The organism is Aromatoleum sp., from assembly GCF_036675785.1.
Lineage (GTDB): Bacteria > Pseudomonadota > Gammaproteobacteria > Burkholderiales > Rhodocyclaceae > Aromatoleum.
The window spans coordinates 21159-44099 of the sequence record NZ_JAKFEF010000043.1; the positions used below are offsets into that span (position 1 = coordinate 21159).

At 67.7% G+C, this 22941-nt stretch carries 16 protein-coding genes and 1 pseudogene; 12 read left to right on the top strand and 5 right to left on the bottom strand.

Features of this window, described 5'->3' with window-relative positions:
• Positions 1-26 precede the first annotated feature (26 nt).
• The 12 genes and pseudogenes from V6M37_RS10335 to V6M37_RS10390 all read left to right on the top strand — a co-directional run bounded on the left by V6M37_RS10335 (position 27) and on the right by V6M37_RS10390 (position 15216).
• A complete protein-coding gene (locus tag V6M37_RS10335) occupies positions 27-314 on the top strand; it encodes a hypothetical protein (protein WP_332672951.1) in 288 nt (95 codons plus the stop codon).
• Between the two features lie 228 nt (positions 315-542).
• Positions 543-2876 (top strand): DUF3141 domain-containing protein, encoded by a 2334-nt coding sequence (locus V6M37_RS10340; RefSeq protein WP_332672952.1) that lies wholly within the window; start codon positions 543-545, stop codon positions 2874-2876.
• A gap of 35 nt (positions 2877-2911) precedes the next feature.
• Positions 2912-3841: pseudogene (locus V6M37_RS10345) on the top strand (phosphate acetyltransferase); the annotation flags it as partial.
• A 2-nt stretch (positions 3842-3843) separates the two neighbouring features.
• Complete coding sequence (locus V6M37_RS10350) at positions 3844-5028, top strand: acetate/propionate family kinase (protein WP_332672954.1); 1185 nt, start codon at positions 3844-3846, stop codon at positions 5026-5028.
• 10 nt (positions 5029-5038) lie between these two features.
• Positions 5039-5821, top strand: a complete 783-nt coding sequence (gene fabI, locus V6M37_RS10355; protein ID WP_332672955.1) for an enoyl-ACP reductase FabI — start codon at positions 5039-5041, stop codon at positions 5819-5821.
• Positions 5822-5828: 7 nt separating this feature from the next.
• Complete coding sequence (locus tag V6M37_RS10360; protein ID WP_332672957.1) at positions 5829-6854, top strand: hypothetical protein; 1026 nt, start codon at positions 5829-5831, stop codon at positions 6852-6854.
• A 123-nt stretch (positions 6855-6977) separates the two neighbouring features.
• Positions 6978-7364, top strand: coding sequence for a response regulator transcription factor (locus V6M37_RS10365; RefSeq protein ID WP_332672959.1), 387 nt, complete (start codon positions 6978-6980; stop codon positions 7362-7364).
• The gene (locus V6M37_RS10370; protein ID WP_332672960.1) at positions 7357-8571 is read left to right on the top strand and encodes an efflux RND transporter periplasmic adaptor subunit; all 1215 of its coding nucleotides are present in this window, start codon (positions 7357-7359) and stop codon (positions 8569-8571) included. The genes V6M37_RS10365 and V6M37_RS10370 overlap by 8 nt, the downstream gene beginning before the upstream one ends.
• 12 nt (positions 8572-8583) lie before the next feature.
• The gene (locus V6M37_RS10375; protein WP_332672962.1) at positions 8584-11724 is read left to right on the top strand and encodes a multidrug efflux RND transporter permease subunit; all 3141 of its coding nucleotides are present in this window, start codon (positions 8584-8586) and stop codon (positions 11722-11724) included.
• Between the two features lie 11 nt (positions 11725-11735).
• On the top strand, positions 11736-13160 hold the full coding sequence (locus V6M37_RS10380; protein WP_332672964.1) for an efflux transporter outer membrane subunit: 1425 nt from the start codon (positions 11736-11738) through the stop codon (positions 13158-13160).
• A 615-nt stretch (positions 13161-13775) separates the two neighbouring features.
• Positions 13776-14384 (top strand): hypothetical protein, encoded by a 609-nt coding sequence (locus tag V6M37_RS10385; RefSeq protein WP_332672967.1) that lies wholly within the window; start codon positions 13776-13778, stop codon positions 14382-14384.
• 13 nt (positions 14385-14397) lie between these two features.
• Positions 14398-15216 carry a MipA/OmpV family protein gene (locus tag V6M37_RS10390; RefSeq protein WP_332672969.1) on the top strand — a complete coding sequence of 273 codons (819 nt, stop codon included), beginning with the start codon at positions 14398-14400 and terminating at the stop codon, positions 15214-15216.
• Between the two features lie 162 nt (positions 15217-15378).
• Here V6M37_RS10390 and V6M37_RS10395 read toward each other — a convergent pair whose 3' ends face one another.
• The 5 genes from V6M37_RS10395 to atoD form a co-directional block, all read right to left on the bottom strand.
• Entirely contained in the window at positions 15379-17166 is a 1788-nt protein-coding gene (locus tag V6M37_RS10395) for an acyl-CoA dehydrogenase (protein WP_332672971.1), read from the bottom strand.
• A gap of 83 nt (positions 17167-17249) precedes the next feature.
• The gene (locus V6M37_RS10400) at positions 17250-18443 is read right to left on the bottom strand and encodes an acetyl-CoA C-acyltransferase (protein ID WP_332672973.1); all 1194 of its coding nucleotides are present in this window, start codon (positions 18441-18443) and stop codon (positions 17250-17252) included.
• 16 nt (positions 18444-18459) lie between these two features.
• Entirely contained in the window at positions 18460-20838 is a 2379-nt protein-coding gene (locus tag V6M37_RS10405) for a 3-hydroxyacyl-CoA dehydrogenase/enoyl-CoA hydratase family protein (RefSeq protein ID WP_332672975.1), read from the bottom strand.
• A 383-nt stretch (positions 20839-21221) separates the two neighbouring features.
• Entirely contained in the window at positions 21222-21872 is a 651-nt protein-coding gene (locus V6M37_RS10410; protein ID WP_332672976.1) for a 3-oxoacid CoA-transferase subunit B, read from the bottom strand.
• Positions 21873-21874: 2 nt separating this feature from the next.
• Positions 21875-22540 carry an acetate CoA-transferase subunit alpha gene (atoD, locus tag V6M37_RS10415; protein WP_332672977.1) on the bottom strand — a complete coding sequence of 222 codons (666 nt, stop codon included), beginning with the start codon at positions 22538-22540 and terminating at the stop codon, positions 21875-21877.
• Positions 22541-22941 lie beyond the last annotated feature (401 nt).

The window sequence follows — 22941 nt, forward strand, 5'->3', positions numbered from 1 at the left end:
GGGACAACTTCTGGAAAGGAAGCACGATGAGCGAGCCGACAAAGGATCTGGGGCTGATGACGACGCTCGTGAAGCGGGCAGTCGAGCAGCGCTTGCCGCGGGCGGAGGCCCTGAAGGAGAAGGTGGACGGAGGCGGGCTGCTGGATGATCGCGATGTGGCCTTCCTCGAAGAGGTGTTCAGCGACGCGAGAACCATCGGCCCCCTGGTGGAGCAGCATCCGGAATATCGCGACATTGCGTCACGCATGCTGAGTCTATACCGGGAGATCACCGCGAAGGCGCTGGCCAACGAGCAGGCACGACAGGGCCGCTGAGGCGACCGCCCGCGGGCGGAGCACTGTCGCAGCAACCATCGCTGCACGCTCGTTCCCGAGAAGGTCTGATGACGGCGCCGCGCGATGTATCCGGCGGTGAATTCCTGCCAGTGGTGCTGCGCTTGCCTGTCCGGGAGGCGCATCATGCCGGAGGACGCGACAGCGCAGCTCGCGCTACCCGTTCGCCCCCCGGCTCTTTCTCTTTCGATAGTCGGAAAGCTGAGGATCATGATGGCTGACGCTGCTACCCGGCTCGCTCGAAGCCAGAAAATTTCGAGCAAGGTGCTGCACTTGTTCCAGAAGCGCGTCTCGATCGCCCAGGAAACCTTCCAGGAGCGCGTCCGAACGGCCTGGCAGGAGTACCTGACCGAGCTCCAGTCCCGGCCCGCGGCGCCATGGAACATCTGGAGCGACTGGTGGAGCTATTCGGTGGACTTCGCCCAACGCTCGGTGATCCTGATGGACACCCTGCGCCAGCGCGGCAACAACTATCTGGAGCACCTCGCGCAAGACCAGCCGCCGCTCCTGCACTTCGACTACGAGACAGTGCTGGACGCACGCAGCTTCGAACGGCCGGTCAATTACGCCCTGGTCCGCATCGTCCCGCCCGAAGGCGTGACGGTGGATCCCAAGCGCCGGCCCTACATGATCGTAGATCCCCGCGCCGGCCACGGGCCGGGCATCGGCGGATTCAAGGACGACTCCCAGGTGGGCGTGGCCCTGCGTGAGGGCCATCCGGTTTATTTCGTGATCTTCTTCCGCGAGCCGGAGCCGGGCCAGACCCTGCTCGATGTCTGTGCGGCCGAACAGCAGTTCGTGCGCAAGGTGCGCGAGCTCCATCCCGACAGCCCCAAGCCGGCGCTGGTAGGCAATTGCCAGGGCGGCTGGGCAGCGATGATGCTGGCCGCCTCGGACCCGGACGACACCGGCCCGGTGGTCATCAATGGCGCGCCCATGTCCTACTGGGGCGGCGCCTGGCAGGAGGGCGCGAGCGACAACCCGATGCGCTACGCGGGCGGCATGCTGGGCGGTGCCTGGCTGGCCTCCTTCGCCGCCGACCTGGGGAACGGCGTGTTCGACGGCGCCTACTTGGTGGAGAACTTCGAGAATCTCAACCCCGCCAATACTTTCTGGGACAAGTACTACCACGTCTTCGCCAATGCGGATACCGAACCCCCGCGTTTTCTTGAATTCGAGCGCTGGTGGGGTGGCTTCTACTTGATGAACCGCGAGGAGATCGAGTGGATCACCAACAACCTCTTCGTCGGCAACAAGATCTGGTCGGGCGAGACGCGCGCCGCCGACGGCGAGGCCTTCGACCTGCGGGAGATCAAGTCCCCGATCATCCTGTTCGCCTCGATGGGCGACAACATCACCCCGCCCCAGCAGGCGTTCAACTGGGTGTCGGACGTGTACGGCAGCACCGAGGAGATCAAGGCCCGCGGCCAGGTCATCGTCGGCCTGCTGCATCGGGACATCGGGCACCTGGGCATCTTCGTCTCCGGCAAGGTGGCCAGAAAGGAGCATGCCCAGATCGTCTCCGTACTGAAATCCATCGAGGTGCTGCCGCCGGGCCTCTATGGCATGGCCATTACCGAGAGCCAGGGCAGCGACGGGCAGGTGGAATATGAAGTGGAATTCCATGAGCATCGACTGGAGGAGATCTCCGCGCGCATCAACCGCCTGGGTCGCGTCGACGAAAAACCCTTCCAGGCGGTGGCCAAGGTGTCGGAGTTCAACCGCCGCGCCTATGAGATCCTCGCCCAGCCGCTGATCCAGGCCGCGTCCAGCGATTTCTCGGCGCGGCTGATGCGGGAATTCCACCCCCTGCGCATGCAGCGCTGGGCGGTTTCCGATCGCAATCCTTGGCTGTGGTGGCTCAAGCCAGCCTCGCAGGCCGTCAAGGCGCAGCGTCAGGCCAGCGACACGGACGACCTGCCCCATCGCACCGAGAAGCTAGTCTCCGAGTTCATCAGCGCTTCCCTGGACTATTACCGGGGCATGCGCGACGCGGCAAGCGAGGCGGCCTTCTTCCAGACCTACGGCAGCATGTTCTCCCTATCCCTGGCCGACAAGCGCGACACCGAGGAACAGACCGCTGCGAAGGCGGTCGATCCACGCCAGTTGCCCTTCGTACAGGAGGCCCTCGCATCCGTGGCCGAGGGAGGATACGCGGAAGCCTTCGCCCGAGTGGCGGCCCTGCTGGTGCGGCCGGGCGACATTCCGCTCTCCAGGGTGGCAATGCGGCAGGAAATCGCCAAGGACTATGCCGACCTGCTACCTCCCAAGCTGCCCATGGAGGAATGGCGACGCATCCGCGGCGAGCAGGAGATCATCGTGCGCTACGAAGGCGAGAAGGCGCTCGCCACGCTTGCTCACTTGCTCGCCGACGAAGGCGAGCGTGAGCGTCTGCTGACCCTCCTGGAGCGCCTGACAGCCGACGAGCGGGTACGCGGGAGCAGGCCTACCGCCGAGCAACTCGCCATGCTGGAACGGATACGCTCCGAGCTCGGAACGAAGCCCGCCCCGCGCCAGCGGATCGCGGCGCTCAAGAAAGCTTGAGAGGTGAAGACGAGGGAAAACCGATGACCGGCAATCATGACAAGTATCGACGCCTGATCGACCAGTGCAGGACGCTGCCGCCCACCCCCACGGCGGTGGCCCATCCCTGCGATCAGAGCTCCCTTCAGGGTGTGGTGGACGCGGCGAAGAATGGTCTCATCGCCCCCATCCTCGTGGGTCCGACGGAGCGCATCGAAGCGGTGGCGCGCGAGCACGATATCGACATCAAGGGGCTGGAGATCGTCGACACGCCCTTCAGCCAGGCTTCGGCCGCCAAGGCCGTGGAGCTCGTGCGGGAGGGCAAGGCCGAGGCGCTCATGAAGGGCAGCCTCCATACCGACGAGCTGATGGGCGCGGTGGTCAAGCGCGACACCGGGCTGCGCACGGCGCGGCGGGTGAGCCACTGCTTCGTGATGGACGTGCCGGGCCATGAGGATGCGCTCATCATCACCGATGCCGCCGTGAACATCGCCCCGACGTTGGTGGAGAAGGTGGACATCGTGCAGAACGCCATCGACCTGGCCCATGCCCTGAATCTCGCGGAGGTCCGCGTGGGCATCCTCTCGGCGATGGAAACCGTCAACCCCGCGGTGCCCTCCACCATCGAGGCTGCGGCCCTGTGCAAGATGGCCGACCGCCACCAGATCACCGGCGCCATCCTTGACGGCCCCCTCGCCCTGGACAACGCCATCAGCCTGGCAGCGGCGCAGATCAAGAAGATCGACTCCCCGGTGGCCGGCCGCGCCAACGTGCTGGTGGTACCGGACCTCGAATCCGGCAACATGCTCGCCAAGAGCCTGTCGTTCCTCGCCGGAGCCGACGCCGCCGGCATCGTGCTGGGGGCGCGGGTGCCCATCATCCTCACCAGCCGCTCCGACTCGGTAAGGACCCGCCTGGCTTCCTGCGCAGTCGCCGCGTTGGTGGCCAGGGCGCGCCGCGAGTCCGGCGGCAAGGTCCTGGGGTGATCATGCAAGATGCCATCCTGGTTCTGAACGCCGGCTCGTCCAGCATCAAGTTCTCCGTCTTCGTCGACCACCCCGACGAACCCGAGCTGCGCCTGCGCGGCCTGATCGAGGGCCTCTTCACCGCGCCCCACTTTGTCGCCAAGGATACCGACGGTGCGGTGCGGGGCGAAAAGCGCTGGGCCGATGGCACACAGCTGGGCCATCGCGGCGCAGTCACCCACCTCGTCGAGTTCCTGCTAGGCCTTCGCAACAGCTACACGCTGGTTGCCGTGGGCCACCGGGTGGTGCATGGCGGAGAGGCGTTCTCCCGTCCGGTGCGCACTGACGAAGAGGTGCTGACCCGGCTGGAGAAATTCATTCCCCTGGCGCCCCTGCACCAGCCCCACAACCTGGCCCCGATCCGCCTGGTGGCCGAGCGGGTACCACAACTACCCCAGGTCGCCTGCTTCGACACCGCGTTCCACCGCCCGCAGCCTGAACTGGCGCAAATGTTCGCCCTGCCGCCGGCCGTCACCGAGCGTGGCGTGCGCCGCTACGGCTTCCATGGTCTGTCCTACGAGTACATCGCCAGCGTGCTGCCCCGCTTCGACGACAAGGCGGCCGCCGGCCGTATCGTGGTGCTGCACCTGGGCAACGGCGCCAGCATGTGCGCCATCGCCGGCGGGTGCAGCGTGGCGAGCACCATGGGCTTCACGGCCGTGGATGGCCTACCCATGGGTACCCGCTGCGGCAGCCTCGATCCCGGGGTGATCCTCTACCTCATGGACGAGTTGAAGATGGACGCCCGCGCCATCGAAACCCTCATCTACAAGCAGTCCGGCCTGCTGGGCGTTTCCGGCGTCTCCAGCGACATGCGCGAGTTGCTCGCGAGCGACGTCCCCGCCGCGCGGCTGGCGGTGGATCTTTTCGTCTATCGCATCGGTCGCGAGCTGGGCTCGCTCGCCGCGGCGCTAAGCGGGATCGACGCCGTGGTGTTCACCGGCGGCATCGGCGAGCATGCCGCTGCGATACGCGGGCGGGTCTGTCTTGACGCGGCGTGGCTGGGGCTGGAACTCGACCCGGGCGCCAACGAGGCGGATGGACCGCGTATCAGCACCGCATCCAGCCGCGTCGCGGCCTGGGTCATTCCCACCAACGAAGAACTGATGATCGCCCGCCACACCAAGCGTGTGATCGCCACGCACTGAGGAGAGAGACATGGTCCTCGAGATTCCGCGCCCGCCCCTGAAGGGCGCCAGGGCCCTGGTGGTCGGTGTGGCCAACGACACCTCGATTGCATGGGGCTGCGCCAAGGCCTTTGCAGAGCTGGGTGCCGAGGTCGCCATCACCTACGCCGACGAGAAGACCCGCAACTACACCGAGTCCTTGGCCAGGGATATAGGCTCGCCCATCTACATGCCACTGAACGTGACGAAGGAGGGCGAACTGGAAGCGGTGTTCGGGGCCATCACCGAGCAATGGGGCATTCTCGACATTCTGGTGCACTCCATCGCCTGGGCGCCCAAGGAAGACCTCCAGCAGGGGCTGCTCAACTCCTCGGCCGAGGGCTTCGGCCTGGCCATGGACGTGTCCTGTCATTCCTTCCTCCGCATGGCCCGGCTGGCCGCACCCCTCATGACGAAAGGCGGCACCATGTTCGCCATGAGCTATTACGGTGCCAACAAGGTGGTGCCCAACTACAACCTGATGGGGCCGGTGAAAGCGGCGCTGGAAGCCGCCTGCCGCTACCTCGCCTATGAGCTGGGTCCGCGGGGCATCCGGGTGCATGCCATCTCCCCGGGGCCCCTCAAGACCCGCGCCGCCTCCGGGCTCAAGGACTTCGACGTGCTGCTCACCGAGGCGGCCCAGCGCGCGCCCCTCGGAGAGGTGGTGGACATCATGGACGTGGGCTTCGCTTGTGCCTACTTGGCCACCCCTTACGCCCGCCGGCTGTCCGGCGCGACCTTGTACGTCGATGGCGGCGTAAACATCATGGCGTAAGGCCGGCATGGGCCTTCTGGACTGGCTGCGAGGCGGCGCCGCCCCACCCAGCGGGCCGGATAGGGCGCGGATCGCCGAGGCGGTGGAGCGCATTGTGCAGACGGCCAATCCGCGTCTGCGCTACGCTCCGCGCTATGCTCGACGTCTCACCCCGGCCGTGGCCTCGGCCCTGACCTATGCGGCGGAACTGGTGGCCACCGTGCCCGCGGCCCGGGAGGCCACCGCGGCGGGCTGGGCGGCCGACCCTTGCATGCGTTCCCTTTTCGCCACCCCCGACGATGTCGTCCGCGCCTTCAGCCGCTCCATCGAGCTGCGTGCCTTCTTCGACGAGCACCCCCTGGCCGACGAGGTTTATGCCGTCATCGGGACACGCATGGAAGAGCGCCGCGTCCTGGGCACCGCGCTCGAAGGCAGCGTCATCCGCCACGACGTGGAGCAGACCACCGTAGGCTTCACCGACCATCGGGTGCGCATTCTGGGGCTCACCGAGGCTGAGCTGCGGACCGAGGTCGAGCGACGCATCGTCGATCAGCTCGTCATGGACGGCGTCGGCCGCGTGGCCGCCGAGCAGAGGCAGCGGGAAGCCTTCGAGCAGGAGCGTGCTCTCCTCAAGACGCGGCTGAGCCTGCTGGAGCAGGCCGGTCAGGGCATGAACGCCGCGCTGGCGGGCGAACGCACGGCGGATGCGGAAAAGCTGGCGCAGGTCCGCGCCCGGCTGGAAGAAAACTCCCGCACCCTGGCCGGTATGACTACCGGCGCCGAGCGCCTCGACGAGGAGCTGGAGCGCATCATCGAGGCCCTGTGCGACGCCGGACAGAGGTTTTATGTCACCACCGTCCGGCGGCGGCTCGATCGCATGAACGTGGTAGCGGATGACGACGATCCCGCATCGGGAGAGGAGATCGTGTTCCAGTCGGCCCTCATTCCAGCCGATCCGCCCGAGACGCGCGTCTTCGTCCTCGCGCGCTTTCCCAAAGCCGCCATGTTGCCGGCGGCCATGCTCTTTGCGGAAGCGGCACGCCAACTCCTCTAGGCGCCGAGTCACCCTGATCCAGCCGATGGGACCAAGGTCCAATTTCACCCGGGTCACGTCAGGCATACGGTCTGTGGCAAAGGCTGACGGGTTGCCCTGCTCGTGACAAAAGGCTTGGACAAATTGGTCGTCTATATCGTCGATGACGATGTCTCCGTGCGGAAGGGGCTTGCGCGGCTGATGCGTGCGGCAGGCTTTCAACCGAGCGTGTTCGAGACCGGTGAAGCGTTCCTCTCCAGCGTGCGTCCGGACGATGCCGGCTGCGTGGTGCTGGACATCTCCATGCCGCGGTTCACGGGCCTCCAGATCCAGGCGAGCATGAAGCGGACGGGGATCGATCTGCCGGTGATTGCAGTCTCGGCCCGCGACGATGAGGACACCCGCGTTCTGGCGCGCGCCCTCGGCGCCCAGTTCTTCCTGCGCAAGCCGGTGGACGATCAGGCACTACTCGATGCCATCGAATGGGTAACGGGCTCTGAGCGCGAGTCGCAGGGAAAAGGCGATGAGTAAGATGGACGCTATCCGCGACCTGTCGCAATCATCCACCGGCCGACGATTGCTCCTCGGCGCAGGCATCGCCACTGCGCTGCTGGCGGTCGCGGGCTGCAAGGGCCAGGACGGCCCGGCGAGGGCCCCACCGCCGCCTGAAGTGAAGGTCGCGCCGGTCCGCGTTGCGTCCATTCCCTACACGCGAAATTTCGTCGGCCACATCGCCGCCTATCGCTCGGTGGAGGTACGCGCGCGGGTCGAGGGCATTCTCGAAAAGCGCCACTATTCCGAAGGCAACGACGTCGCCCTGGGCCAACTGCTGTACTCCATCGATCCGGCACCCTACGAGGCGACGCTGCGGGACGCCGAGGCGGAGCTCGCGAGCGCCCGGGCCGATGTCGCCAACGCCCGGGTACGCGAAGCGCGTTATGGCCCGCTGGTCAAGGAAAACGCGATCAGCAAGCAGGACTACGACGACGCCCTTGCCCAGTTGCGGCAGGCCGAGGCGGCGGTGCAGTCGGCCAAGGCCAAGGTGGACCGGGCCAAGCTCAACCTCGGCTACACCAAGGTCTATGCGACCGAGGCCGGACGCATCGGCGCCACGCTGGTGCCCGAGGGGCGCCTGGTCGGCCGGGGCGAGCCGACCCATCTGGCGACGATCGAAAAGCTCGATCCGATCTACGTCAACTTCACGGTGTCCGACCGCGACCTTCTGGCCTTCCGCAGCGACCAGGAGTCCGGCCTCGTCAAGGGCGACCAGACCATGCTGCGCGCGCGCATTCTGCTGCCCGACGGCTCGGCCTACGAGCAGCCCGGCAAGATCGACTTCGCCGACATGCGGGTCAATGAGGACAGCGGCACCATCACCGCCCGCGCGGTGGTGCCCAATCCTGTCCGGCGGCTGCTGCCGGGGATGTTCGTGAATGTGGAACTGCTCGCCGGTGAGCGCCCCGATACGCTGCTGATACCCCAGGATGCGGTGATCAAGGTGCCGAACGGACACATGGCCTGGGTGGTCACACCGGACGGCAAGGCCGAGCGGCGCGACCTCGTGGTCGGCCAATGGTTCGGCAAGGAATGGATCATCGACAAGGGCCTGGGCCCCGACGACAAGGTGGTGGTCGAGGGCATGCAGCGTCTTGCCCCGGGCATGCCGGTCAACGCGACGGTGGCCGGAGAGGCGACGCCCTCCGCCGCAGCGGGGACTGCCCAGGCCACCGGCCGGTAGGAGGACGCGGCCGTGGGCTTCTTCGTCAATCGCCCGGTCTTCGCCATCGTCATTGCGCTGATCCTGTCCCTCGTCGGCGCCATCGCCGCAACCCAGCTCGCCATCGACCAGTATCCCAACGTGGCGCCCCCCCAGGTCAAGGTCAGCACCACCTATCCCGGGGCCAGTCCGGAAATCCTCGAGAACATGGTGGCCGCCCCCCTGGAACGCGAGTTCAATGGCATCCGCGGGCTTCTGTACATGCAATCCATCAGCACCGCCAGCGGCTATCTGGAGATCAACGTTTCATTCGAGCCGGGCACCGACGTGGATATGGCCACTGTCGAGGTGAATAACCGGGTCAAGCGCGTCGAGGCCCTGCTGCCGGAGGAGGTGCTGCGCCAGGGGCTGCGGGTGGACAAGGTCACGCCGCAGATCTTCCAGGTGGTCATCGTCAAATCCACCGATCCGCGCTTCGACAACGACTATGTCGCCAACCTGGTGAACAGCACGGTCCTCACCGAGTTGCGGCGGCTGCCGGGGGTCGGCGACGCGGTGCTGTTCGGCGACCCCTATTCGATGCGGCTGTGGGTGGATCCTGACCGGCTGACCAAGTACCGCCTGACCGTCAGCGATATCGTCGGCGCGGTCCGCGAGCAGAATGCCAACTATGCAGTGGGCGAGATCGGACAGGCGCCCCATTCGGCGGAGCAGATCCTGAGCTTCCCGATGCTCACCCAGGGCACCCTCGCCGACCCCGAGGACTTCCGCAACATCATCGTCAAGGCCCTCCCGGACGGCTCGGTAGTGCGCGTGCGCGATGTCGCCCGGGTCGAACTGGGGGCCGAGAACTACCAGATCCGCGCCCGCCTCAACGGCGAGCCGGCGGTGGCGGTCCCGGTCTATCTGCTGTTCGGGGCCAATGCCCTGGAACTGGCGCGGTCGGTTCGCGGCAAGATGGAGGAGCTCGCCACCACCTTCCCGCGTGGCATCGAATGGTCCATCCCTTACGATACGACCGTGTTCGTGGACGCCTCCATCGAACTGGTGGTGCACACGTTCGTCGAAGCGCTGGTGCTGGTACTGCTGGTGGTGTACCTCTTCCTCGGCAACCTGCGGGCGACGCTGATCCCGATGCTGGCGATCCCCGTGTCCATCGTCGGCACCTTCGCCGGCTTGCTGCTCATGGGCTTCTCCATCAACATGCTGACGCTGTTCGGCCTCGTGCTGGCGATCGGCATCGTGGTCGACGATGCCATCGTGGTGGTGGAGGCGGTCGAGCGGATCATGCACGACGAGAAACTTCCGCCCAGGGAGGCTGCGCGGAAGGCGATGCAGGGGATAGGAGGGGCCATCATCGGGGTGACCTCGGTAATCTGTGCGGTGTTCGTACCGGTGGCCTTTCTCCCCGGCGTGACCGGTACCCTGTACAAGCAGTTCGCCGTGACCGTCACCATCTCGACCCTGCTCTCGGCGCTCACGGCGCTGACCCTCACGCCGGCGCTGTGCGCCCTGATCCTTAAGCCCGGCGGTCACAAGCTCGCCCCGATCGCCGCCTTCGACCGCTGGTTCGAGCGCCTCACCGCCCGCTGCACCGGGGCAGTGGCCTACATGCTCGGCCGGGCCTGGCGCTTCATGCTGATTTACGCGGTGCTGCTTGGCGGCGTGGTGTTCCTGTTCAATCTGATTCCGGGCGGCTTCGTGCCGGAGGAGGACAAGGGGACCTGCTTCGTCATCATCGACATGCCCGCCGGCTCATCACAGGCGCGCACCGAGGAAACCCTGCAGCAGGTGGAGGCCATCGTCCTCGCCGATCCCGCGGTGCACGCCGCGGTCGGGCTCACCGGCTTCTCGATCTTCTACCGGTACACCAACCAGGGCTTCCTGTTCGTCACGCTGAAGCACTGGTCCGAGCGCCACGGCCCCGAGGAGCATGCCATCCAGGTGATACGGCGCCTCAACGGCCGCTTCGCCGCCATCCCCGGCGCGCGGGTATTTGCGCTCAACGAGCCGCCCATCGCCGGCATGGGCAATGTCGCCGGCTTCGACTACCGCCTGGTGGCCCTCGACGGCGACCGCGACAAACTCAACCGTACGACGGCCGAGGTGCTCGGCGCCGCCAGTCAGGATCCGCGCCTCTTCGGGGTGCGCAACGTCGCCGCGCCGCAGGTGCAGACCTTGTTCCTGCAGGTGGACCGCAATAAGGCAAAGTCCATGGGCGTGCCACTGAGCGACATCTACGAGACCGTCGGCACCCTGCTCGGGTCGAGCTTCATCAACCAGTTCACCGCCTTCGGCACCAACCTCAAGGTCAAGGTCCAGGCCGAACCGCAGTTTCGCTCCGACCCGGTTTATCTGCAGCGTTTCCATGTACGCAATGCGGCCGGGGACATGGTGCCGGTGAGCACCCTGGCCAGCACCGAATGGCGTTCCGCACCCATCGCGGTAAACCGCTACAACGGGTATCCGGCGGTGCAGCTCAACGGCCGTGCCGCACCGGGGCGCAGCTCGGGCGAGGCCCTGGCGGCGATGGAGGAGATCTCCGCTGCCAAACTGCCCCAGGGCATGAGCTTCCAGTGGTCGGGGGAATCGCTGCAGGAGAAGATCTCGGGCGGCCAGGCGGGCTTCATCTTTGCCCTGTCCTTCATCTTCGTCTTCCTCTTCCTCGCCGCCCTGTACGAAAGCTGGAAGCTCCCGGTGGCGGTGTTCCTGATCGTGCCCATCGGCATCTTTGGCGCGCTCCTCGCGCTGTTGCTGCGCATGACGCCCAACGACGTGTTCTTCCAGGTGAGCCTCATCACCTTGGTCGGACTCGCAGGCAAGAACGGGATCCTCATCGTCGAGTTCGCCAAGCAACGCCACGAGGAGGGCTCGTCGGTGAGGGACGCGGCGCTGGAGGCCGCAAGGCTGCGCCTGCGCCCCATCGTGATGACCTCGCTCGCGTTCATCCTCGGCGTGATCCCCCTGGTCATTGCCTCCGGCGCCGGCGCCGCGACCCAGCACTCGGTCGGCACCGGCATCCTCGGGGGCATGCTTGCGGCGACCCTGATCGGGGTCTTCTTCACGCCGCTGTTCTACTTCGTGGTGGTGAGTTACCTCGGCAAGCCGCGGGCGGCGCCCGCTGCCGGCAGCGGGATGCCGCTGACGGCGCCGCAGCAGAAGGTTCGGGAATGAGGCGCGGGCGCATGGCCCCCGTGGCAGCGGCGCTGGCCGCCTGTGCCGCAGGCCTTTGCAGTTGCGCCGCGGTGCCTGACTTCCAGCGCCCCCCCGTGGAAACGCCCACCGCCTGGCGCCACCCGGCCCGAGCCGAGTCAGACCTGGCGGAGCTAACGTGGGCCGAGGCGTTTGCCGACCCTGAACTCACGCGCCTCATCGACGAGGCCCTGGCTTACAACCACGACTTCGTCATCGCCGTCGAGCGCATCGAGCTCGCCCGGGCGCGCTACGGCTTCGAGCGCTCCTTTCTGTTCCCGACGCTCGCCGCCGACGGTGCCTACACCCGCGTGCGCCAGCCGGCGCTGACCGGCAGCGAGAACCAGATCGACACCACCGCCAGCCTCGGCCTGGCAGTGTCGAGCTGGGAAATCGACCTCTGGGGCCGGGTACGCGCCGCAACCGAGGCCGCCCGGCGCGACTTGCAGGCCGACGTGGAGCTGGCGCGGGCGGCGCAGGTGAGTCTGGTGGCGCAGGTCGCCCTCGGCTATCTGGATCTGGTGGGGCTCGACGCCGAGGCCGAGATCGCCAGCCGCACCGCGGCATCCCGCGCCGAGTCCCTGCGCCTGATCAATGCCCGCTTCATTGGTGAGATTGCCTCGGCGCTCGACGTGCGCCAGGCCGAATCCCTGCTCGCCGCGGCCGAGCAGTCCCTTGCCGACATCGAGCGGCGTCGTGCCCAGAGCGAGCATGCCCTGGCCATCCTGCTGGGGCGCAACCCCGGACCGGTGGATCGTAGTCGGCGCCTGGGCGAAGAGAGCCTGGCGCCCGAGCTGCCGGCCGGGCTCCCATCCACCCTGCTCGAACGGCGTCCGGACCTGCGCGAGGCCGAGCAGCGCCTTGCGGCGACCGAGGCCGACGTGGAGGCTGCGCGCAAGGCCTTCTTCCCGGTCATCTCCCTCACCGCCTTCTTGGGCTTCGCCAGCCCCGAGCTGTCCGAGCTCTTCGACGGCGAGCGGCGGGCCTGGGCAATCACGCAGGCGATCACCGTGCCGATCTTCACGGCCGGGCGCCTGCAGGCCAACCTGGACGCAGCCCGGGTGCAGCAGCGCATCGCTCTGGAACGCTACGTCGGCACCGTGCAGAACGCCTTCCGCGAGGTCGAGGATGCGCTCGTCGGCTACCAGCGCCTGGGCGAGCAGCGCGCCGCACTCACTCGTGCGGTGGTGGCCGACCGCGAGCGGCTGCGGCTCGCCACCCTGCGCTACACCGGGGGGGTGGCGAATTATTTCGAAGTGCTGGACTCGGAACGCCAGCTGTTCGACTCCGAACTCAGGCTGAGCCAGACGACGCGCGCCCACTATGCCTCGGTGGTGCAGCTCTATCGCGCACTGGGAGGGGGCGCGCAGCCCGCGGCGCGGACGTTGGCACAGCCGGTTACGGGTGACGCAGGCTAAGGAAGCCCGATTCGGGAGCAGTCATGCCTGTCGAAGAAGCTGCGGGGCTGCGCTTGGCGAGGCTCTTGCTCGTATCCGTCCGGAAACCCCCGTTCTTCCGCGACCACCATGCTTGCTGGATCGTTGGGACTCCTTGAACCATGGAAAGGCATCCACTGTCGTCGGGCGGCCAATGAGACCAAAGTCCTATTCCAGCCGCCTCCGTGCCACGGTAGCCTCGGCTGCGATATCTGAATGTTCTCAAGGTAGCGTGACAAGCGTATGAGCGGTTCTTTCGTCGAAGGTGAAAGGTGCCGCTCTCGATCTGGGCATCACTGCCGTTACGACAGAACCGGTTCAAAAAGGCCGGTAGGGCCAGGCGGCGCTGCCGCCCTGTCGGGCGCGTACCCTGGGCGCAGAGTTCTTTCGGCACAAGTCGGTGGATGAACAAGCCCTGCTCGATGCCGTCGATCCGGAGACGCATTCGGGTTCCGGCATGCGACGGGGATGAGCTGATGGGCAGGTTCCGGAGAACGAATTGCACAAATTCCGCTTCCTGGATTTCCGAGGGAACAGGTTCCGTCGGATTGCCGGTTCCCACCTGTTAGGAACTTTCTTGCCCTTCAGGAGACACCCGTGCCCCACAGAACCGCTGCAACGTTGCTTGCCCTTGCCACTTTCGCATTGCCTGCGGCAGCCGAACAACCCGCCCCGACCGGGAGTACGGTTACCCTCAGCAAGCCGGGCAAGGCCGCGATCGTCTCTTCAGCCCGGATCACAGCCGAGGTCCTCGCCGTCGACAAGGCCACCCGCACCGTGAGGCTCAAGGGACCGCAGGGACATGCGGTGGATGTGGTGTGCGGTGAGGAGGTACGGAACTTCGACCAGATCAAGGAGGGCGACGTGGTGGTCGCACAGTACAGTCAAGCCCTCGTCCTGGACCTGAAGAAAGGCGGCGGGATCCGCGAACGCTCCGAGCGCGGGACGCTGGAACGGTCCGCGCCGGGCGAGCAGCCGGCGGGCATGGCGGCGCGGCAGGTGACCATCGTCGCCGACGTGATCGCTGTCGACCCGGAAAAGAGGATCATCACCTTGAAGGGGCCTGACAGAATCGTCGATCTCGAGGTACAGAATCCGGAGCACTTTAACGTGGTAATGAAGGGGGATCGGGTGGAAGCCGTCTATACCGAGGCGCTTGCCCTGTCCATCGAGCCGGCATCGACGTCGGGTGACAAGAAGCAGTGAAGGAGGACTGGATATGCCCAGCAATCGGAAGTGGCATTCGGGCGCATTTGCCGCCCTTCTCGTGGTCGCCGCCACCCCCGCCGCCGCGCAAGTCGTCGGGGAGGGGATGGAAAACGAACGGGTGCGCGCCGTGATCGGTGCCGGCATCGGAGTGGTCCCTGACTACAAGGGTTCCGATGAACAAACGGGCGTGCTGGCGCCCTTCTTTCGCTACACCTGGGGCCAGGGCCGCTACGTGCAGGTCACCGGCAACGAGGCTTCAGTGAACCTGATCGCGAGTCCACACTTTCGCCTGGGCCCGATCGCGGCCTTCAATCCGGAGCGCGACGACGTGGACGACAAGGTCGTAGACGATATGGACGACCTGGACAGCTCGGTAGAGATCGGCGTGTTTGGCGATATGGTATGGCCGGACCCCGGCAACCCGCGCAACCGCTTCATCGCCGGCGTGGCGGCCTTCCGCGACGGCGAAAGTGACGGCAACCGCGTGCGGCTGAACGGCCGCTGGTGGCAGCAGATCAGCCCCACGGTGGATCTCCATCTGGGCGGCGGGGTCATCTGGACCGACGACGACTACACCGATCACTACTACGGGGTGAACCCGGGCAACGTCGGCACTTCCGGCCTTCCCAACTTCAAGGCGGAAGGCGGCACCAACGAGATTTTCCTCACCGCCGGCGGAATCATGCAGATCAACCGCGACTGGAAGGGCCTCGCGATGCTCCGGGCGGGCAAGCTGCAGGGCGACGCTAAGGACAGTCCGTTGGTGGATGACCGCGGCGATTCGACCCAGGTCTCGTTCGTCATCGGCGCGATCTATTCCTGGCGTTGAGCGGAACCATGCGGACAAGCCGGATTCCAGCTACCCATTAGCCGGATCCGGCAGTCCGAAGATGGGCGCGATGGCGGTTGCCGGGCCTGCTCGCGGGTGGCAAACCGCCGGTGATGCACGAGTTCCGCCTTCAGCGTTCCCCAGCTTATCGATCGGCCGAGCTTACGCGCGCAGCGCGACGCGGTTCATCCTCAGTCCCTCCGTGACGGTTTCGGCATACCCCGCCGCCTCGGTTGCAACGTGCGTCATGTAGAACTGCGCGAGGGCGATCTGCTCGCGATTGAACTCGGGGTCGCCTTCGCCGCGGTCGAGCAGCCCCTTCGCCGCAAGCGCCGCCTTGCCCCACATCCACGCGCCGCAGGCGGTGCCCATCAGCATCAGGAACGGCACCGCGACCCACAGCGCGTTGCCCGCGTCGCGCTTGCCGGCGTCGAGGAGGTGCCACGCCGCGGCCTCGAACTGCTCGAGGCAGGTTTCGAGCCGCGGCACGAACGCGGCGATCGTCTCGTCGTCGACGGTCTTCAGGCTCGCGACCACCGCGCGCATCTGCCCGCCCAGCAGCGTCAGCCCCTCGCTGCCGCCGCGCAGCAGCTTGCGGCAGAGCAAGTCGTTCGCCTGGATGCCGGTCGTACCCTCGTAGATCGTCAGGATACGGGCGTCCCGCATGTGCTGGGCGGCGCCCGTCTCCTCGATGAAGCCCATGCCGCCGTGCACCTGCACGCCGAGGTAGGCCGAGTCGTTGCCGATCTCGGTGCTCCAGCCCTTCACGACCGGAATCAGGAAGTCGACCATCAGCCGCGCCGTCTCGCGCACCGGCGCGTCCGGGTGGGCGTGCGCGAGGTCGAACTGGCCGGCGACCCAGTACGCGAGCATGCGCGCGGCCTGCGTGCGGGATTTCATCCGCAGCAGCATGCGGCGCACGTCGGGGTGCGCGACGATCGGCACGTTGTTCACGCCGGTGATCGCGTCGCGGCCCTGCACGCGCTCGTTCGCGTACGCGAGCGCCTGCTGGTACGCGCGCTCGGCGATCGAGACGCCCTGCAGGCCGACGCCGAAGCGCGCCTCGTTCATCATGATGAACATGTATTCGAGACCGCGGTTCGGCTCGCCGACGAGGTAGCCGGTCGCTCCGCCCGCGTCGCCGAACGCCATTACGCAGGTCGGGCTGCCATGGATGCCGAGCTTGTGCTCGAGCGAGACGCAGCGCACGTCATTGCGTGCGCCGAGCGAACCGTCGTCGTTGACGAGGAACTTCGGCACGACGAAGAGCGAGATCCCTTTCACGCCCGCAGGCGCATCCGGCAGCCGCCCGAGCACGAGGTGGATGATGTTCTCGGTGAGCTCGTGCTCGCCGTAGGTGATAAAGATCTTCTGACCGGCGATGCGGTAGCTGCCGTCACCGGCAGGCTCGGCGCGCGTGCGGATCGCGGCGAGATCGGAGCCCGCCTGCGGCTCGGTGAGGTTCATCGTGCCGCCCCACTCGCCCGCGACCATCTTCGGCAGGTACTTCTGCTTGAGCTCGTGCGACCCCGCGGTCAGCAGCGCGGCGGCCGCGCCGTCGGTCAGCATCGGCATCAGCGAGAAGCCGAGGTTCGCCGTCTGCAGCATCTCCGTCACCGCGGTCGCAACGAGCTTCGGCATGTTCTGGCCGCCGAACGCGGACGGCGCGCCAATCGTGCTCCAGCCGCCGTCGCGGAACGCGTCGTAGGCCTCGCGCCAGCCGTCCGGCGTCGTCACGACGCCGTCCTCGACGCGGCAGCCCTGCCGGTCGCCGACGCGGTTGAGCGGCGCGAGCACCTCGCCGGTGAATTTGCCCGCCTCGTCGAGGATCGCGGCAGCGACGTCGGGCGTCGCGTCTTCGAAGCCGGGCAGCGTGGCGATCTCGTCGAGGCCGACGAGGTTTTCGATGATGAACCGCATCGCCGGGATCGGCGCGTCGTACTGGCTCATGGGAGTTCTCCTTGAATGTCTGGTGGGGGTTGTGTCGTTATGCCGGGCCCCGACGGCCGCGCCGTGCGGGCCTCGTCGGTTCTCTACAGCGCCTCGAAGATGCCCGCCGCGCCCATGCCGGTGCCGATGCACATCGTGACCATGCCGTAGCGCCCGCCGGTGCGGCGCAGGCCGTGGGCGAGCGTCGCGGTGCGGATCGCGCCGGTCGCGCCGAGCGGATGGCCGAGCGCGATCGCGCCGCCTTGGCGGTTGACCTTCGCGGGGTCGATGTCGAGCGTGCGCATCACCGCGAGCGCCTGCGCGGCGAAGGCTTCGTTGAGCTCGAACCAGTCGATGTCGGCGAGCCGCAGTCCGGCGGCCTTCAGCGCACGGGGGATCGCCTCGACCGGTCCGATGCCCATCACCTCGGGCGCGACGCCCGCGACCGCGAAGCTCACGAAGCGCGCGAGCGGCTCGACGGCGTAGCGCTTCATCGCGGCCTCGCTCATCAGCACGACCGAGGCCGCGCCGTCCGACATCTGCGACGCGTTGCCGGCGGTCACCGAGCCGCCGCGCGCGAACACCGGCTTCAGCTTGCCGAGGCTCTCGGCAGTCGTCCCCGCGCGCGGGCCCTCGTCGCTCTCGCACCGCCGCTCGACCCGCCGCACCGCGCCGTCGGCGCCGGGCAGCTGCTCGGCGACCGCGAAGGGCGTGATCTCGGCGTCGAAGTGACCGGCGGCGATCGCCGCGAGCGCCTTGTCGTGGCTCATTGCGGCGAGCGCATCCTGGTCGTCGCGCGACACCTCCCAGCGCTCGGCGACCCGCTCCGCGGTGAGGCCCATGCCATACGCGAGCGCGATGTGATCGTCGTTCATCCATTTCGGGTTGGCGTGGATGCCCTTGCCGAAGATGTTCGGCATCACGCTCATCGACTCGACGCCGGCGCCGATCGCGACGTCGGCTTCGCCGAGGCGGATGCGGTCGGCGGCCATCGCGACCGCATTGAGGCCGGACGAGCAAAAGCGGTTGATCGTGACCGCCGGCACGCTGTCGGGCAGGCCCGCCATCAGCACGCCGAGGCGCGCGACGTTCATGCCCTGCTCGCCTTCGGGGATCGCGCAGCCGACATAGACGTCGGTGATCTCGCGCCGGTCGAACGGCGGCACCTGATCGACGCCCGCGCGCAGCACGTGCGCGAGCAGGTCGTCGGGGCGAACGTGGCGGAACATGCCGTTGCGGCGCGCGACCGGAGTGCGGGTCGCGGCGACGAGGTAGGCGTCCTGGATTTGCTTGTTCATTCGATTCGGTCTCGGTTCAGTTACGCAGGGGCTTGCCGTTGTCCAGCATTTGCCGGATGCGGGCACGGGTTTCGGGGGTGCGGGCGAGCGCGACGAACTCGCGCCGCTCGACGTCGAGGAGCCACTGCTCGTCGACGAGCGACCCGCCCTCGACTTCGCCGCCGCACAGGGCGACCGCGGCCGCGCGCGCGACGCGAAAGTCGTGCGCCGAGATGAAGCCGCCGTCGCGCAGGTTCACGAGCTGGTGCTCGAGCGTCGCGATGCCGCCGCGGCCCGCGACCTTCACCGCGCGCGGCGGGAGCGGCGGGGTGTGGCCGGCGTCCGCGAGCGCGCGCGCCGAGCGGATCGCCACATACAGCAACTCGTGCGGATTGAAGAGGATCGTGTCGGACGGCTGCAACAGGCCCATCTCGCGCGCTTCGAACGCGCTCTTCGACACCTTCGCCGACGAGATCGGCTGGAACGCCGCGTAGATCGCCGGGTTCGGCTCGCCGTACTGCTGCTGCGCGGCGATGCGTGCGGCACGCAGCGCGAACTCCTTGCAGCCGCCGCCGGCCGGGATCAGCCCGACGCCGGCCTCGACGAGCCCGAGCTGCGACTCGGCCGCGACGACGCGGTGCGTGCAGTGCAGCGCGAGCTCGCAGCCGCCGCCGAGCGCCATTCCCTGCACCGCGGCGACGGTCGGCACTGCGGCGTAGCGCAGCGACCGCATCGCCGACTGGAACGCGCGCACGTGACGGTCGAGCGCGTCGGCATCACTCGACTCGACAAGCGCGAGCACTTCGGCGAGGTTCGCGCCGGCCGCGAACGGCGGCTCGTTCCAGACGACGAGGCCGGCATGGTCGCGGGCGGCGCGCGCGAGTGCCTCGGCGATACCGTCGAGCACCGGCTGCGCGAGCACGTGGAGCTTCGTCTTGAAGCTTGCGACGAGGATTCCGGCATCGACGGCGGGAAGCGTGAAGAGGCGCACGCCGTCGTTCTCCCAGATCGTCTCGCCACGGTCCTGCGCCTCGCCGAGCACGCGCTCGGGGAAAATCTGGCGGCGATAGACCGGCAGCGAGGCGCGCGGCTTCAGCTGCGCTTCGGCGGGCGACCACGAGCCCTCGGCCGCATGCACGCCGTCACGCCCGTCGACCCACGCCGGCAGCGGCACGTCGGCCATCGCCTCGCCCGCCGCGATGTCGTCGCGGATCATCACGGCGACCTCGCGCCAGCCAGCCTCCTGCCACATCTCGAACGGCCCGCGCCGCCAGCCGTAGCCCCAGCGCATCGCCAGATCGACGTCGCGCGCGTTGTCGGCGATCTCGGCGAGCGTGGCCGCGCAGTAATGGAAAAGGTCGCGCAGGCACGACCACACGAGGCGCGCCTGCGGATGCGGGCAGTCGCGCAGCGCCTGCAGGCGGCGGCCCGCGTCGCGAATCCGGAGGATCTCGCCGACCTCGGGCGCGACCGCGCCGGCGGCCGGGCGGTATTCGCCCGACACCGGATTGACCACCGTCACGTCGCGGCCCTGGCGGCGATACACGCCGCCGCCCGCCTTCTGGCCGAGCGCACCGCGGTCGATCAGCGCCGAGATCCAGCCCGGCACCGCGTAGTGGCGCGCCCACGGATCGTCCGGCAGCGCGACGCGCATGCCGTCGATGACGTGCGCGAGCGTGTCGAGGCCAACGACGTCGAAGAGGCGGAAGGTCGCGGTCTTCGGCAGGCCGATCGCCGGGCCGGTCAGCGCGTCGACGTCGTCGAGCGCGAGGTCGAGCCGCGCGGTATGGTGCGCGACCGTCAGGAGCCACATCGCACCAATGCGGTTCGCGACGAAGTTCGGCGTGTCCTTCGCGCGCACGACACCCTTGCCGAGCCGCGACACGAGCCACGGCTCGAGCCGGTCGAGCACGTCGGGGCGCGTCGCCGGCCCCGGGATCAGCTCGACGAGCGGCATGTAGCGCGGCGGGTTGAAGAAATGCACACCGCAGAAGTCGGCGCGCAGGCGCGCCGGCAACATCGCCGCGAGCGTCGCGAGCGAGAGCCCCGAGGTGTTCGTCGCGACGACCGCGCCCGGCGCCAGATGCGGCGCGATCTTCGCGTACAGGCGCTCCTTCCATTCGAGCTTCTCGGCGATCGCCTCGATGACGAGGTCGCAGTCGCCGAGCCGGTCGAGGTGCTCGTCGTAGTTCGCGGCGTCGATGTAATGAATGCGGTCGCGCGTCACGAACGGCGCGGGCTCCTGCTTCTGCAGCCCTTTGAGCGCCTTCGCGACGATGCCGTTGGCGTCGCCCGAGGGCGCCGCGAGGTCGAACAGCACGACCGTCACGTCGGCGTTCGCGAGGTGGGCCGCGATCTGCGCCCCCATCACGCCGGCGCCGAGCACAGCGACTTTGCGGAAAGTGGGTTCGTTCAAAACGTGTCTCCCGTTCGAAGGTCTGGCGGCGGCCCGCGAGGGCCGCTCGGAATAAAAAAGGGGGTGTCCGGTCCCGGAGGAGGAGGTCAGGTTGCTGGAGGACACCCCGCGAAAACAGTTCTGCTTGTTACCTGCTTGCGGCATAAACCGGAGGTCGGCGTGAGCCGCAGGCGAAGGCCGACGCGGCGGAAGACGAGCTCGGGCTGTCGGACATCGCTGCACTCAGTCCGACCTACGGTTCGGGGTCGCCGACGGTCGGATCCGGCGCAGGTCGGCGGGAGCGGCAGGCGAAGGCCGACGCGCGACTTCGGAAGCCGCGGATGTCGGACATCGCTGCGCTCAGTCCGACCTACGATCCAACAATCGGCGCAATCTTTCGCACCTCAGCCCAAGTCCGTCGGCTTCAGTTCGTCCGAAACCGCGAAGCGCGCTTTCGTGCACGCCCGGATGTCGTCGACTGCGACGTTCGGCGCGTGCTCGACGAGCACGAACTCGCCGAGCGCGATGCGGAACACCGCGAGCTCGGTGACTACCATCGCGACGCGCCCTTTCGCGGTCAGCGGCAGCGTGCAGCGGTCGAGGATCCGCGGCTCGCCGTCCTTCGTGCAGTGCTCCATCGCGACGATGACCTTGCGCGCGCCGGTGACGAGGTCCATCGCGCCGCCCATGCCTGGCACCATCTTCCCGGGCACCATCCAGTTCGCGAGGTTGCCTTCCTCATCGACCTGCAGGCCGCCGAGTACCGTGACATCGACGTGGCCGCCGCGGATCAGCGCGAACGACATCGCGCTGTCGAACATCGACGCGCCCGGCAGCAGGCCGCACGGAACCCCGCCGGCATTGACGACGCCCGGGATCGGCTCGCCTTCGAGCGGCGCGAGGCCGAGGAAGCCGTTCTCCGACTGCAGCGTGATGTGCATCCCCTCCGGCAGGTAGCGCGGCACCTGGGTCGGCAGGCCGATGCCGAGATTGACGACGTAGCCGTCGCGGAACTCGCGAGCGACGCGGCGGGCGATGATTTCCTTTGCGTCCATGTTCACGGCCTCCGCGCGAGCACGATCTTGTCGACGAGCGCCCCCGGCGTCATCACGTGATCCGGATCGATGTCTCCCACCTCGACGATCTCGTCGACCTCGGCGATCACGAGGTCCGCGGCGAGCGCCATCAGCGGGTTGAAGTTGCGCGCGGCGCGCTCATAGACGAGGTTGCCCGCGCGGTCGGCGCGCTTCGCCTTCAGGATCGCGACCTCAGCACGCAGTGGCAGCTCGATGAGGAAGCTCTTGCCGTCGACGACCATCTTCGTCTTGCCTTCCTCGACGACGGTGCCAACGCCGGTCGGCGTCAGCACGCCCCCGAGGCCCGCGCCGCCACAGCGGATGCGCTCGGCGAGCGTGCCCTGCGGTACGAGCTCGACGTCCAGCTCGCCGGCGATCATCTTCTTGCCGGTCACCGGGTTCGTGCCGATGTGCGACACCACGGCGCGGCTCACCTGCCCGGCCGAAATCAGCGGCCCGACGCCGGTCCCGGGCGCCGCGGTGTCGTTGCCGATCAGCGTCAGGTCCTTCGTTCCCTGCTCTTGCAGCAGCGCGACGATGCCTTCGGGCGTGCCGACGCCCATGAAGCCGCCGAACATGATCCGCTGGCCGTCGCGGAAGAGCGGCCCGACGTCGGACCACTCGACTTCCTTGTTGATACCTATCACTGTCGTCTCTCCTCGGTGCGGACGGACCTTCCCCGCGCGACCCGCGATGCGGGCCGGTGGGATGCGCCGTCGTTGGTATTTCGTTTGTCGTTGGCTCGGGTGCCGCGGGGGATTTCGCAGGGCGGAAAAGCGCCGCGCCTTCCGCCACGCGACGGCGCAGCCCCGACCATACGGCGGAAGGCGCTTTCGGCTTTTCCGCCCTACGGGTGCCTTCGTTTTCGCCGGCGAGTCCTCACCGTATCCACACTAGTCCGCCGAGGATCAACGCCGCAAGGAAGACGGTATTGACCGCGAGCATCGCGACCGGGCGCCAGCCGACCGCGGCGAGCTGCTGGAACGAGGTCTTCACGCCGAGCGCCGAGATCGCGACGACGAGGCACCAGCGCGACAGGCTCGAGGCG